This window comes from Streptococcus suis, from assembly GCF_019794615.1.
GTDB classification, from domain to species: Bacteria; Bacillota; Bacilli; order Lactobacillales; family Streptococcaceae; genus Streptococcus; species Streptococcus suis_AI.
The window spans coordinates 1-14,817 of the sequence record NZ_JAIMDU010000046.1; the positions used below are offsets into that span (position 1 = coordinate 1).

Sequence of the window (14,817 nt, forward strand, 5' to 3'; positions counted from 1 at the left end):
TCCTTTTTGTGCGCCCTAAATACAAAAACTATTCCCGTCTTGTCATCAACTGCTCAGACGGGAATAGTTTCTTTAGCTGCTTAAATGCTTAACTTAATGACATTGGGTAGAGCACTAAATATTATTTTATACGTAATCTCAGTAGTTGTTTACAGTTTTATATTGGCCGCTTTTGCACCTAACATTAGTTCAAGTGATGCACTTGGCATCATTTTATTTCTATCTCTGATTGATTTGATTGTGCTATTACCGACTTTTATAAGCCACACTGGTTGGAAATATATCATCTTCATAGCAAATCTTCTTTTTGCTCCGACAATAATTGGATGGTTTTTATTACTTATTATTGCAAATGTAACCAATAAGTCAGCCTTGAGAGAACAGGAGATGAATTATCTCCTGAGAAAAGTAAGTGATAAAGTAGGGGAGTAAGTATGATAAAAAAAGATTGGATTGCTTATTTTGAAACAGTTCATGGTAGGAAACCGAGTCCACAAGAATTGAAACAGGCGATAGCTGATGGCGAGGTCAGTCAGGAGTTGACAATGAGTAAACCTCCTGTAAAGAGATTTAAATGGTGGTTTATTCCAGCCGCTCTTTTTATAGGAATTGGGTTAAGTTTTGCTATTCATAATCATTTACAATCAAATATCTCGTCCGATACTGCTACAAATTTGCAAAGTGTAGAAAGTAGCTCATCGGCTACTGAAACCGAACAATCAAGTACTATCCAAACAATGGGAACGGTCCAAGAAACCAGTACTTCAACTGAGGAAACACAGTCTGCTACTTCTATGAAAGTTGAAGCAATGGATATCGAAGAGCTGATGACTGGAGATTTTTCTTCTGTTGAAGGTGAATGGTCAGACAACTTTGAAGGACATTTTTCAATTGATAGTCAGGGAATGATTATTCAAGGGGCATTGGGGAGTTCTTCTAATGCAATACCTATTATTCAGCCAGAAAAAAATAATTCAGCAATTTGGGCAGTATTGGATAAAGGGAAATCTGGAACTAGTGCAAACCAAAGTGATTATATAATTTTTGTGCCTGCAGGGGTAACTTTAGTTGGTCAGACTACTTCAGATAGCTCACAAGATAGAATTATTCTTGGAGACTATATTTCACAATATAATGATCCATATGTTTACTACAGAGTACAGGAAAAAGTGGAATAGAAACTTAAAGGTAGAATGCCAAAATCTAGCTACCAAAATCCGTCACAATTTAATACGAACCAAGAAATAATATCTAACCATACCTGGTTTGAACTAAATGATCTTAAATGGCTTACTACTTCAGACTTAGCACAATTCAAAATTGTGAACACAAGTAAACCACTTACGGTTAGTTTATCAGGTCAATCTTGTCGTATTTATGTTCAGTAAGTACGCTGGAATAACTAGGTATTGGAAAATTCATAATATAAATAAACAAAATCCTCGGAAAGCACTCTGAGGATTTTGTTCTGTGTTCATTTTTGCCAATTTTAGGGTATACAAATCTAGTAGAGAAGTGAAGACGGTGGCTCTCGGTTCTGCTCCAACAGTCTGGGGATAGACTGTTGGAGGTTGGAGATGAAACGAACCTAGTTCGTGTCAAAGAGGTGATGCCTATGGGCAATTCATCAAAATCTAACAGAAAGGGGGGAGCATTCTTTTGACAGCTTTTGAAGTTGTACAAACGATTCTAGCTTTAGGTAGCTTTACCATTGCTTTAGTCAGCTTGTGCTATAAAATCTTCAAAGAAAATGACAAAAAATAACCCGTCCCCACTTTTGCGCGAGTAGGACGGATTAAATCTAAACTACGAGTCACCGTCTTTTTAACGGTTCTACGTTGGTAGTTGTTGACGCAACTACCTTTTTCTATCTCTATTATAACACGAAGGCTTGAAAAAGCAAGTTTAAAAGGCAGTGGCATACTGGGAATTTTATGCCTATATAATAAAACGTCGGGGGCTTGTTTCAGCTTTTGAAGTTGTACAAACGATTCTAGCTTTAGGTAGCTTTACCATTGCTTTAGTCAGCTTGTGCTATAAAATCTTCAAAGAAAATGACAAAAAATAACCCGTCCCCACTTTTGACCGAGTTGTTGGACGAGTTATAGTCTAATATAAACGAGTCACCGTCTTTTTAACGGTTCTACGTTGGTAGTTGTTAGAGCAACTACCTTTTTCTATCTCTATAATATCACGAAGGCTTGAAAAAGCAAGTTGTATGATGGTGGCCTGCAAGAAAAGTCTCTCACTTAGTCCAAGAAAAATTCCTCTATTTATGGTAAAATGATTCTAACTAATTACAAAGGAAATGGTCATGTCAGATAAATTTCAGCTTTTGCTTCAACAAATCGGGATGCCTCTTGATGCACGACAATCAGGGGCTTTTTCGACTGCAAAGATTGAGAAAGTGGTCTTGCACAAGGTCAGTAAATTATGGGAGTTTACCTTCCGTTTTGAAAATCCCCTACCACTTTTAGATTATCAACTCTTTAAGGCTCATTTGAAAACAGAGTTTGAAAAACTAGGGAACAAGATTCAATTTTCTTTGGTAACAGATGCAGACAGTTTTGAGGCGGGTTTGGTGGAAGCCTATTATCCAGAGGCTTTTACGGAAGATTTGTGCCAGAGTGCTGGGTTCAAGGCACTGTTTCAGCCACTAGCTGTGACTTATAGAGACGGAGTTCTGTGGATAAAAGGACCAGAAACGATTGATACAGCTCATTTTCGCAAGAATCATTTGCCGAATTTAGTTGAACAGTACAAGCGATTTGGTTTTGGGAATCTTACAGTAGATATTGAAGTCTGCCAAGAAATGACGCAACAACAGGCAGAGGTTTTCCATGCACAAAATGAAGAAATTTACCAGCAGGCAAATGAGGAAAATTTAGCGGCCCTGGAACAACTATCTCAAATGGCTCCACCACCAGAGGCAGCTCAGCCATTTGTCCCGGAATATAAGAAAAACCGTCCTGCTAAGGTCAATATTGAGAAAGCGGATATTACTCCGATGATTGAGGTGGACAGTGAAGAAAATCGTATTGTCTTTGAAGGGTTAGTTTTTGATGTTGAGCAGAAAACCACGAAGACGGGACGAGTCATTATCAATTTCAAGATGACCGACTATACATCTTCTTTTACCATGCAGAAATGGGCTAAAAATGAAGAAGAGGCTCAAAAATTTGATATGGTAAAAAAAGGTAACTGGTTAAGGGTTCGTGGAAATGTGGAGACCAATAATTTCACGCGTGATTTAACCATGAATGTACAGGAAGTTCAAGAGGTCAAAAAAGAAATTCGTAAGGATCTGATGCCTGACGATGAGAAACGTATTGAATTTCACGCCCATACCAATATGTCTACGATGGATGCCCTGCCAGCAGTTGAGGATTTAATCGCGCGTGCAGCAGCGTGGGGTCATAAGGCTGTGGCGATTACGGATCACGGCAACGTTCAATCTTTCCCACATGGTTATCATGCTGCGCGAAAGGCCGGTATTAAAGCTCTCTTTGGAATGGAGGCTAATATCGTTGAGGATTCTGTTCCGATTGCCTACAATGTAGCAGATGTGGTGCTATCAGATGCTACTTATGTGGTTTTTGACGTGGAAACAACAGGCCTATCTGCAGTCAATAATTCCCTGATTCAGATTGCGGCTTCTAAAATGCATAAAGGAAATATCGTTGCTGAATTTGATGAATTTATCGATCCAGGTCATCCGCTGAGTCAGTTTACGACTGAGTTGACAGGGATTACGGATGAACATGTGAGAGGCTCAAAACCACTTGAGCAAGTCTTACGTGAGTTTCAAGACTTCTGTCAGGGTTCGATTTTGGTTGCGCATAATGCTACTTTTGACGTCGGTTTTATGGATGTCAACTACGAGCGGGCTGGTCTTCCAACGATTAGTCAACCTGTGATTGATACCTTGGAGTTTGCTCGAAATCTATATCCAGATTATAAGCGACATGGTCTGGGGCCGTTGACAAAGCGATTTGGGGTTGCCTTGGAACATCACCATATGGCGAACTACGATGCGGAGGCGACGGGGCGCTTGCTCTTCATCTTCTTAAAAGATGCCTTTGAAAAACATCAAATAGCGAATCTTAACCAACTCAATACCGAACTAATTGTAGAAGATTCTTATAAGAAGGCTCGTGTCAAACACGCCACTTTATATGTCACCAATCAAGTTGGTTTAAAAAACATCTTCAAGCTCGTATCTCTGTCAAATACTAAATATTTTGAAGGTGTTCCTCGCATACCAAGAACGGTTCTGGATGCCCATCGCGAAGGTCTAATTCTAGGGACAGCTTGTCAAGAAGGTGAAGTGTTTGATGAGCTTCTGTCCAAGGGAATGGATGATGCGGTAAAAAAGGCTACCTACTATGATTTTATCGAAGTTATGCCTCCAGCTCTGTATGCACCAATGATTGCCAAGGAACAGTTTAAGAATATTGCAGAGATTGAGGAAACTATCAAGCAGTTAATTGAGGTAGGACGTAGGGCAGGACTGCCAGTTTTGGCGACGGGGAATGTTCACTATATAGATCCCGAGGAAGAAATCTATCGAGAAATTATTGTACGGGCTCTAGGGCAAGGGGCACCGATTAACTGGACCATTGGAAATGGGGAAAATGCCCAACCAGCTCCACTGCCTAAGGCTCACTTTAGAACGACTAGCGAGATGTTAGACGAGTTTGCTTTCTTGGGAGAAAGTTTAGCTCGTGAGATTGTCATTACCAATCCTAATGCGATGCTGAATCGGTTTGAAGATGTAGAAGTCGTGAAGACGGATCTGTATACTCCTTATATTGAAAAGGCAGAGGAAACAGTCGCTGAATTAACCTATCAAAAAGCCTTTGAGATTTATGGTAATCCTTTGCCAGATATTATTGACTTGCGGATAGAAAAAGAGCTGTCTTCTATTCTTGGTAATGGGTTTGCAGTGATTTACCTGGCATCGCAGATGTTGGTACAACGATCGAATGAACGGGGCTACTTAGTTGGTTCTCGGGGATCGGTTGGTTCTAGTTTCGTAGCAACCATGATTGGGATTACAGAAGTAAATCCAATGCCTCCTCACTACGTCTGTCCAAATTGCCAGCACAGTGAATTTATTACAGACGGTTCCTACGGTTCAGGCTTTGATTTACCAGATAAGGTATGTATCAATTGTGGAACCAAGTATAAAAAAGATGGCCAGGATATTCCTTTCGAAACCTTCCTAGGTTTTGATGGAGATAAGGTTCCCGATATTGACTTGAACTTTTCTGGAGATGATCAACCATCTGCTCACTTAGATGTGCGTAAGATTTTTGGTGAGGAATATGCCTTCCGTGCGGGAACAGTTGGTACAGTAGCTGCTAAGACGGCCTATGGTTTTGTACGTGGGTATGAACGTGATTATGGAAAATTCTACCGGGATGTGGAAGTGGAGCGTTTAGCAGCAGGAGCAGCTGGTGTGAAACGGACAACGGGTCAGCACCCGGGGGGGATTGTTGTTATTCCTAATTATATGGATGTTTATGACTTTACCCCAGTACAATACCCGGCTGATGATATTACCGCAAGTTGGCAGACTACTCACTTTAACTTCCATGATATTGACGAAAACGTTCTTAAGCTCGATGTTCTCGGACACGATGATCCGACGATGATTCGGAAGTTGCAGGATTTGTCAGGCATTGATCCACAGACGATTCCCGCAGATGATAAAGGGGTAATGGCCCTTTTCTCAGGAACGGAAATTTTAGGTGTTACCCCTGAACAGATTGGGACACCGACTGGTATGTTAGGAATTCCGGAATTTGGGACCAACTTTGTTCGAGGGATGGTTGAAGAAACCCACCCAACAACTTTTTCGGAATTACTTCAGTTATCTGGTCTATCACATGGTACAGATGTGTGGTTGGGCAATGCGCAAGACTTAATCAAATCTGGGATTGCTGACCTGTCTACGGTTATCGGTTGTCGGGATGACATCATGGTGTACCTCATGCATGCTGGTTTGCCCCCGAAAATGGCCTTTAACATCATGGAACGGGTGCGGAAAGGGATGTGGCTCAAGATTTCAGAGGAAGAGCGAAATGGTTACATCCAAGCCATGAAGGACAACAAGGTACCTGATTGGTACATTGAATCATGTGGTAAAATCAAGTACATGTTCCCTAAAGCCCATGCGGCTGCTTACGTTATGATGGCCTTACGAGTTGCCTACTTCAAGGTTCATCATCCGCTATATTATTATTGTGCATATTTCTCCATTCGTGCGAAAGCCTTTGATTTGGCGACCATGTCAGGTGGACTGGATAAAGTCAAGTCCAAGATGGAAGAGATTGCCCTCAAAAAGAAGAACAACGAAGCTTCAAACGTTGAACAGGATCTTTATACCACGCTTGAATTGGTCAATGAAATGCTGGAACGTGGTTTCAAGTTTGGTAAATTAGATTTATACAAATCTCATGCTACAGAGTTCTTGATTGAGGGGGATACCCTTATCCCACCTTTTGTTGCCATGGATGGTCTGGGTGAAAACGTTGCTAAGCAGGTCGTTGCAGCGCGTGCTGAAGGAGAATTTCTCTCCAAGACTGAACTCCGAAAACGTGGAGGATTGTCAGGTACGCTTGTTGAAAAAATGGATGAAATGGGAATCCTGGGTAAAATGCCAGAGGACAACCAGTTGAGTTTGTTTGATGATTTGTTTTAATAAGGAAGGTCACTGTTTCTCGTTATTTTGAGAGACAGTGATTTTTTACAAAAAATGAAGTCAAAACTCTTGATTATTTTTTTGAATAGGTTTATAATCTCTACATAGTGATAAAAATTACTAAATAGTAATAAATAGAAAAGAGGAAATCCTATGTCAAATTTTGTAAAACTTCAAGAAACTCGTCGTACTATTTATGCACTCGGTAAAGAATTGCCAGTATCAAATGAAGAAGTAGTAGCTCTCGTTGAGAAAGCTATGAAAGAATCACCATCAGCTTTCAACTCACAATCAAGTCGTGCAGTAGTACTTTTTGGTGCTGAATCAGAAGCTTTCTGGAACGAAATTGCTTACAGTGAATTGGAAAAAGTAACACCAGCTGAAGCATTTGAAGGCACTAAAGGCCGCTTGGCTAGCTTTGCTGCTGGAGCAGGTACTATCTTGTTCTTCGAAGACCAAGACGTAGTTAAAGGCTTGCAAGAAAACTTCCCACTCTATGCAGAAAACTTCCCAATCTGGTCTGAACAAGCTCACGGTATCAACTTGTACGCAGTGTGGTTGGCATTTGCTGAGAAAAATATCGGTATGAACGTTCAACACTACAATCCATTGGTAGATGCACAAGTTGCTGAAAAATACGGTATCCCAGCTAACTGGAAACTTCGTGCACAAGCTCCATTCGGTAGCATCGCAGCTCCAGCAGGGGAAAAAGATTACATGGCGGATTCTGACCGTGTAAAGGTTTTTGGTAACTAATACTCTGCGAAAATTGAAGTCAGACGTTGTTGACTTGATGTGATGAACTTAAGTTCTATCTACATCTGCGTCGCCTAGTCTGACTTCAATTTTCATTGAGTATACATATTTACAGTTTGTTTTATTACGTCGGCAGATGAGGGCTGGGCAAAAAGCCCGGCGCCACTTCTCAGAGTTCGTGCCAACATCTCAGCGCAGTGGTTGCTTGGCAGATTTGTTCGTGTCTTACAATCCAAATCTGACCTCTACGACTGTTGCGAACAGAGTTCGCTTCATTTCCAACCTCACAAGGTTCACTGAACCTTGTGAGCTGTGCGGGGGTGGGAGTAAAATAGTCCAGTGGACTATTTTAGCCCGAACCTAAATGTTTGGAAGTGAGGGGAACTCTTTTAGACCAGTCGAGTTCTTTCTCACTCCCTATTTCCAACTTCAAACAATCCACTGGATTGTTTGAACTCGCTTCGGCGTACTTCAGCCTATCGCAGCTGTTGACACGCACTTCGTTCGTTTTATCTCCAACCTTCAACTATCTCCCAGATAGTTGAAGCTAGTCTGATTCCAATTTTCATTGAATACCTTAAACTTTCAGTTTATTTTATTATGTTGACAGGTGAGGGCTGGGCTTTATGCCAGTCTCAAGTCAATGCCTAGTAATAAGAGAGCATTGAGTTATGTCTGTGGCTTGATGACACGAACTCCGTTCGCTTTATCTCCAACCTCTAACTGTCACCCAGACAGTTAGAGGTAGTACTAAATGCAAACTGAAACCTTTATGCTTTGAAAGTTGGAAACATCCCTTGTCAGCTTACCTAGTTGAGTGTAAAGTTTCAGTGAATATGACACAACCTTCCCACTAACTTCCTGTTTTGCAGGAAGTTTTTTTATCTGCCCTTTACCAAAATATGATACAATAATCTAGAATAATAACCTAAGGAGATGAACATGGTATTACCTAATTTTAAAGAAAATCTTGCAAAATACGCGAAACTTTTGGTATCAACTGGTATCAATGTCCAACCAGGTCATACAGTCCAATTGACAATTGCTGTTGATCAGGCAGAGTTGGCCCGTTTGATTGTTAAAGAAGCTTATGCACTCGGTGCAGCAGAGGTCTTAGTGAACTGGTCGGATGATGTCATTGCTCGCGAACGATTGGTCAATGTAGATGTAGAACGCTTGGAACAAGTTCACCCACAACGTGTTAGTGAAATGAATTATTTATTAGAGCACAAATCTAGTCGTTTGGTTGTCTTGTCTGATGATCCTGGTGCATACGATGGCGTTGATCCTGAGAAATTGTCTCGCAGTGCACGCGCAATCAGCCAGGCCTTGAACCCAATGCGTCAAGCCACTCAAGCTAACAAAATCAGCTGGACACTTGGTGCAGCATCTGGTTTGGAATGGGCCAAAAAAGTTTTCCCAAATGCAACGTCTGACGAAGAAGCAGTAGATCTACTTTGGGACCAAATTTTCAAGACGTGCCGTATCTACGAAGAAGATCCAATCAAAGCCTGGGAAGAGCATGAAGCCCGTTTGGTAGCAAAAGCTAAGGTTCTTAACGACGAGCAGTTTGTCAAATTGCACTACACAGCACCAGGAACCGACCTCGTTCTCGGTATGCCGAAAAACCACTTATGGGAAGCGGCTGGTTCGATCAATGCCCAAGGTGAGAAGTTTATTGCCAACATGCCAACAGAAGAAGTCTTCACAGCACCTGACTACCGTGTGGCCGATGGTTATGTAACTTCTACAAAACCGCTTAGCTATAACGGCAATATTATCGAAGGTATCAAGGTAACCTTTAAAGATGGTGAGATTGTGGACGTGACTGCTGAAAAAGGCGACGAAGTCATGAAGAAATTGGTCTTTGACAATGCTGGTGCACGCGGTCTAGGTGAAGTTGCCCTTGTACCAGATAAGAGCCCAATCTCTCAATCAGGTGTAACTTTCTTCAATACTCTCTTTGATGAAAATGCCTCAAACCACTTGGCCATCGGGCAAGCCTATGCCTTCTCAATTGAAGGTGGTACAGAAATGAGCCAAGAAGAGTTGAAAGAAGCAGGTCTCAACCGTTCTGATGTCCACGTTGACTTCATGATTGGTTCAAACAAAATGAACATTGATGGCATTCGTGAAGACGGAACTCGCGTCCCTATCTTCCGCGACGGTGAGTGGGCAATCTAAAAATGATGCTATAAGACTGGGCAACCAGTCTTATTTTGTAAATGTTGGAGGAAAATAAGATGTTAACAAGTATTATCGCAGGTGCCATAATTGGTATGATTGCAGGAGCACTTACTTCGTCAGACGACCGTCGTGGTTGTTTGGGAAATATTATCCTTGGGCTTGCTGGTTCGTGGATTGGGCAGTTGCTCTTTGGTGATTGGGGTCCACAGTTTGCTGGGATGGCCCTGGTACCGTCAGTCTTTGGAGCAGTATTGCTAGTGGCCATTTTTTCAAGTTCCAGACGGAATTAAAATGAACTCTAAAACCAAACTTCTGATGAGGTTTGGTTTTATTTGTGGAGTAATTTGCTAAAATTGCCAAATAGTTTGGTTTTAAAAAAATGACCTAACTTAGACTGGTCGAGATCTTTCCCCCTCCCTTTTTCTGACCATATTATTTGTTACCCTATAGGGAAGTATCACTCTCATTCGTGCACTATACACTCCTTCCACAAACGAAAGCAATCATCATTTACAACTGATGAAAATTAGCTACGAAAAAAATCTAAAAATATACAAATAATCAAGCAAAACCGCTTGACAAAAGGCTTCGGGGGGGGGGTACAATAATAGTGATACCAACTATAAGGAGTATATATGAATAAGAAAGACTTGTTAAAAACAGTGACCCTTGCCTCAGCCATCCTTGCGGCGGGTGCAATTAGTTTCTCTGGTGTGGAAGTAAGTGCCGATACGCTGGACACGACACCAACAACAGCTAACGAAACTGAAACAACTACGACCAATCAAGTGACGGAAGAACAAGTAGTAGCTGCTAAGGCAGAAGCTAGCGCCATTGGAGATGCGGTCAAACATCAAGAAACAGTGGTTGCAGATACACTAACGACCAAGCAGTCAGCACAAGCTGTTGAAGCTACAGCACAAACAGAACTTGTAGCCGCTCAAGAAACAGCAGAAGCCGCAACACCTGAAGCTATTCAAGCAGTAGAAGCTGAAATTGTTGAAGCTGAAACTACAGTATCAGAAACTGAAGCCTTGCTTGAAACAGCAAATCAAGAAGCATCAACCGCTCAAGAACAAGCGGACCAAGCACAAGCAGTAGCTGACGCAGCAAACACAGCGTATACAGAAGCTCAAACAAAAGCAAACGCTGCTCAAGAAACTGTTAAACAATTGGAAAACCAAACAGTGAATGTTGACCAAGCACAAGCTACTGTAGATACCGCAAAACAAGAAGTTGTTACAGCAGAAGCAAATGTGGCAGAAGCAAAACAAGCATTGGTTACAGCACAAGAAAGTGACCAAAGCTTAGCACAAGAAATTGCAGAAGCAAAAACTGCAGTAGATGAAGCTAAAATTGCAGAAACAAATGCACAAACAACAGTAGTTAGCTTGGAAGCACAAGTTGCAGACACAGCAAGCAAAGTGACAGAAGCTCAAGCAGTTGTAGATTCATTACAAAATGAAGTATCTTACACAATTGATATCAATCTACCACAAGTTGTAAAAGACGCTGTTAAGAAATTCATGACAACACCAAAGACCTTGGAAACTGTTGCAGAATTGAGTAAGGTATTCGACGATAATAAAGTATATGATAATTTAAACAGTTATTGGAATGTTGTAATTTCTGGTGATGAGCAAGTTAATTTGAATTCATTAACCGATACACAAGTTGAAAAAATGAATCAATTTGTGGTGGATGTATATAACAAATTAGCGGAAAATATTGGAATATCAAAAGTTACAGCAAACACGAAACTAATTGAAGTAGCAAAACTACGTAGTGAAAAGTATGATGAAATAAACGCACCACACGGGCATAACACAACAATTATCCGAGAAAGTCAAGACAAAATATTTGAAAGCAATGTTTATGTTGGGGAAAATCTTGCGTACCCAACGGTGACAAAGACAATTATGACAATGCAAGAGTTCTTAAACACAGCGAATAAAGCATTACAATCCTTCACATTTTATGATAGATATAGTGCATACGGGCATTGGTCTGGGATTGATAATGCACAGAGCATTGGGGTGTATTCACACATCGAAGAAAACGAAAATCGCAAAGTATTGGATATCACAATTGACACCAATTGGTTAGTTATGGCATTATATCGAGACCAATATACAATCAGTGGTCTTGATAAAAACGCTATTGCAGCAAACGAAGAAGTACACGCCGCTGATGTAACATTTGAATCAAACTCAATTGCTTTAGCTAATGCTAATACTCAACTAGAAAAAGCTCTGCTGGATGAAAGTCAAGCCAAGGAAGATTTAGCCCAAGCTGTAACAGTATTGAATCAAGCAAAATCCAAAGTTGTATCAGTAACAAACACATATAACACTTTGTTGTCTACAGAAAGTGAAACAACAAAAGCACAAGCTAACTTAGATGCAGCAACTACAAAATTGTCTGAAGCACAAGCTAAATATGACAAAGCTGTGGATGCCCTAGATGCCCTAACAGTCCAAAAAGCTGAACAAGCTCAAAAACTGGCTACTGCTAAAGCGGTTCTTGACCAAGCTCAAACTAAGGCTACTAGCTTGTATTCAGATTACCTAGCCAAACAAGGCCAAGCTAATGTATTGAAAACACAAGTAAACCAACTCAACCAAAATGTTCAAAACTTGGAAACGGTCTTAGCAAACGCCAAACAAGCAGTGCTAGATGCCAAGGCAAAACTCTCAGGTCTACAAGAAGCTGAAGCAAACTTGGTCAAAGCTCAAGAAGCCTATGAAAAGGCTGTGAAAGCTAAAGATGAAGCGCATGCAGTCTACCAAACGGAGCTAGCTAAATTAACAGATTTGCAACATTCCTTTACCCTTGCGGCGAATCACTACCTCACACTCTTGAACCTCTACAAACTTCAAGAACAAGTGAAAACTCCTACTGAAGTGACAGGTGATAACCAAGGAGCAGGTAGCACCACTGGTTCTTCTGCATCAGGTCAAAACCAAAATGGCACGACTGTAGTAACGAAAGGGAACAGCCAAGCATCAGTTGTTCAGCTTGGCAAGCCAAGTGCTGTAAACGCAACAGCTGTGGCATCTGCTTCTAAAGGACAGGAGAAACACTTGGATGTGGCAAATGCGCCAGTTCAGGCAGCTAGCCTACCACAAACAGGAAGTAACGAAAGTATCTTGTCTAGTTTAGCTGGATTCACGGTACTAGGATTGGGGCTATCCCTCGCAATCAAGCGCCGGAAGTATACCGAAGAATAAGGGTAAATAACACTCTTCGCTATCAATTTGGGAATAAAAGATGATGAAGAGTGTTCTACCTTTTTTACAAAGAAATTCAGTTTTAGAAAAATATGAAACAGCGAAACGTATTTTTATGGAAATACTAGTCCAAAGATTATTTGAAATCTTAAAGGAGAAATAATGTCTAAGTACAATAAGTTGAATGAGTTTATGATTGAAGAGTTTCTGAAACGAACTCCTTACAAACTCTTGGCAAAAGAAGGTTCGAGTGGGAATTTGAAAGCCCGTTTTAAGCTTGAAAACGGCAACATTAACTTTTATTCCAATGGTTCGATCACCACGGATGGGAAGGAAGCCTTAAAATTGAGCCAGCTTTTAGACCACTGGAATGATAAAATTACAAATCTTCAGAAAACCATCTTTATCGTCTATGCAATTCAGAACGGTAAAAAAAAGGATGAAGTGCAGGGGTTGCTGGAGAAATGGGGCTTTAATGTTGAAGTGATGGAAGAGCAAGCTGGAAATGGAGTTTCTCTCTTGAATAAATTAGAGAAATCCGTTGCCAAGGTAGATTACGGGATCGTGCTTTTATCACCAGATATTGAGATTGAACCAGGGAAGTTCCTACCTCGTCCAAATGTTATGATGGAACTAGGTATGCTTTTGGGATATTTAAAAGACTCAGAGCATCGTATCTCGGTTATTAACTATAAAACGAATAAAGTAGATGTAGAAATAGCATCGGATATTTTAGGTGTTGCCTATGAAGAGTATAATCCAGCAACAATCGCTACAAAATTGATGAATGAGGTTTATCATTTGTATGAATTTGATGGAGTAATTGATTATTGATGAAAAAGGAAGCATGGAAACTTAATGATAGCATTCGATAGTTTCTGTATTGTGAGTGAAGCAAATGAAAAAGTTTATATCACTAGGACTTGCACTGGCCAGTTTATTCTTACTCAGTGGCTGTCAGTCAGCAATCGTTCAGCAGCTGACTGGAGGCAACAGCACCAGTTCATCAACTACTACTTCAAGTAGGGCAGAAACGAGCTCATCTACCGCTTCTTCGACTACCTCTGAAAACAGTTCCTCAACCAGTTCAGAAACAAGCGTTAGTTCATCTACCAGCTTATCTAGTTCCACAACTACTTCTGACAGTAGCCAGCAAGAGACAGTGACGGGATCGGCTGAAACAGACTATGAGAGTCTGTATGCAGAAACGCTCACAAAAGTTGCTGAAGATCCAGAACGGACAGTTACGCACTATGCATTTTATGACATTGACGGCAATGGCACCAAGGAATTGTTTACAGGCGCGCAGGATAGCGTGGGGAATATCTATGGACTGGCTGTCTACTATTTGAACAACTCCATTTCCACCTATCTGGTCCATTCTGAAGTGGCTCCTGTGGGTGGCTACCGGGCTAGTTTTACCATCAATTCAGATAGAACTGTGACCCAGTATGAATGGACTTCCTTTAGGGGAGAAGGGACTAAAAAGACCTATCAATTAGCATCTGATAATAGCGAAGCTATTTTATTGGAAGAAAAAGAAATCATCATGGGGAGCGCAGAACAACAGGCTGAGGCAGACCCTAATCCTCTGGATTTGGCTATATTAAATTGGCAGGTTTTAGAGGATTGGTGATCATTTCGCTGGTATTGACATGGTTTAAACCGATAGATTTTTCTAGAATGTATGGTATTAAAAAATGAATGAGAAAGCATCATGCTTATTCTTTCGACTTTGAGCTGAGAAAACTTGAAACAGGAAGGCTATTTTTCTAGGAATTTGATTCCATAAATAAACATGCAAGGATAGGTATGAGACGGACTCGCTATTTAATCCCATCTTTGACAGTTTGAAATGACAAAAACCTCCCTAACCCTATGTATATCAAGGGTTTAGAGAGGTTTTCTTTTTATATCAAAAATGCGTACTTTTTCTCG

At 40.8% G+C, this 14,817-nt stretch carries 11 protein-coding genes; all 11 read left to right on the forward strand.

The genetic code is table 11. The annotated features are described in order from the left end of the window. Nucleotides 1-162 precede the first annotated feature (162 nt). A complete protein-coding gene (locus K6V43_RS10400; protein ID WP_222383024.1) occupies nt 163-432 on the forward strand; it encodes a hypothetical protein in 270 nt (89 codons plus the stop codon). Nucleotides 433-434: 2 nt separating this feature from the next. Beyond that, entirely contained in the window at nt 435-1,178 is a 744-nt protein-coding gene (locus tag K6V43_RS10405; protein WP_222383025.1) for a DUF6287 domain-containing protein, read from the forward strand. Nucleotides 1,179-1,653: 475 nt separating this feature from the next. Next, complete coding sequence (locus K6V43_RS10410; protein WP_337250541.1) at nt 1,654-1,764, forward strand: putative holin-like toxin; 111 nt, start codon at nt 1,654-1,656, stop codon at nt 1,762-1,764. Nucleotides 1,765-1,942: 178 nt separating this feature from the next. Beyond that, nucleotides 1,943-2,068, forward strand: a complete 126-nt coding sequence (locus K6V43_RS10415) for a putative holin-like toxin (RefSeq protein WP_237659027.1) — start codon at nt 1,943-1,945, stop codon at nt 2,066-2,068. A gap of 246 nt (nt 2,069-2,314) precedes the next feature. Next, nucleotides 2,315-6,706, forward strand: a complete 4,392-nt coding sequence (locus tag K6V43_RS10420; RefSeq protein ID WP_222383026.1) for a PolC-type DNA polymerase III — start codon at nt 2,315-2,317, stop codon at nt 6,704-6,706. 153 nt (nt 6,707-6,859) lie between these two features. Then, nucleotides 6,860-7,462 carry a nitroreductase family protein gene (locus K6V43_RS10425; RefSeq protein ID WP_222383027.1) on the forward strand — a complete coding sequence of 201 codons (603 nt, stop codon included), beginning with the start codon at nt 6,860-6,862 and terminating at the stop codon, nt 7,460-7,462. A 942-nt stretch (nt 7,463-8,404) separates the two neighbouring features. Further along, nucleotides 8,405-9,646 carry an aminopeptidase gene (locus K6V43_RS10430; RefSeq protein WP_222383028.1) on the forward strand — a complete coding sequence of 414 codons (1,242 nt, stop codon included), beginning with the start codon at nt 8,405-8,407 and terminating at the stop codon, nt 9,644-9,646. Nucleotides 9,647-9,705: 59 nt separating this feature from the next. Next, the gene (locus K6V43_RS10435; RefSeq protein WP_141600240.1) at nt 9,706-9,939 is read left to right on the forward strand and encodes a GlsB/YeaQ/YmgE family stress response membrane protein; all 234 of its coding nucleotides are present in this window, start codon (nt 9,706-9,708) and stop codon (nt 9,937-9,939) included. Nucleotides 9,940-10,284: 345 nt separating this feature from the next. Then, nucleotides 10,285-12,879 carry an LPXTG cell wall anchor domain-containing protein gene (locus K6V43_RS10440; protein WP_222383031.1) on the forward strand — a complete coding sequence of 865 codons (2,595 nt, stop codon included), beginning with the start codon at nt 10,285-10,287 and terminating at the stop codon, nt 12,877-12,879. Between the two features lie 162 nt (nt 12,880-13,041). Beyond that, nucleotides 13,042-13,713 (forward strand): TIR domain-containing protein, encoded by a 672-nt coding sequence (locus K6V43_RS10445; RefSeq protein WP_222383029.1) that lies wholly within the window; start codon nt 13,042-13,044, stop codon nt 13,711-13,713. Between the two features lie 64 nt (nt 13,714-13,777). Continuing rightward, nucleotides 13,778-14,515: a hypothetical protein gene (locus K6V43_RS10450; protein ID WP_222383030.1), complete on the forward strand. Its 738-nt coding sequence runs from the start codon at nt 13,778-13,780 to the stop codon at nt 14,513-14,515. Nucleotides 14,516-14,817: the final 302 nt, after the last annotated feature.

Excerpts from the sequence above, each read along its gene's own strand:
- K6V43_RS10405 (WP_222383025.1), top strand. The coding sequence starts at position 435 with ATGATAAAAAAAGATTGGATTGCTTATTTTGAAACAGTTCATGGTAGG.
- K6V43_RS10420 (WP_222383026.1), top strand. The coding sequence starts at position 2,315 with ATGTCAGATAAATTTCAGCTTTTGCTTCAACAAATCGGGATGCCTCTT.
- K6V43_RS10425 (WP_222383027.1), top strand. The coding sequence starts at position 6,860 with ATGTCAAATTTTGTAAAACTTCAAGAAACTCGTCGTACTATTTATGCA.
- K6V43_RS10430 (WP_222383028.1), top strand. The coding sequence starts at position 8,405 with ATGGTATTACCTAATTTTAAAGAAAATCTTGCAAAATACGCGAAACTT.
- K6V43_RS10435 (WP_141600240.1), top strand. The coding sequence starts at position 9,706 with ATGTTAACAAGTATTATCGCAGGTGCCATAATTGGTATGATTGCAGGA.
- K6V43_RS10440 (WP_222383031.1), top strand. The coding sequence starts at position 10,285 with ATGAATAAGAAAGACTTGTTAAAAACAGTGACCCTTGCCTCAGCCATC.
- K6V43_RS10445 (WP_222383029.1), top strand. The coding sequence starts at position 13,042 with ATGTCTAAGTACAATAAGTTGAATGAGTTTATGATTGAAGAGTTTCTG.
- K6V43_RS10450 (WP_222383030.1), top strand. The coding sequence starts at position 13,778 with ATGAAAAAGTTTATATCACTAGGACTTGCACTGGCCAGTTTATTCTTA.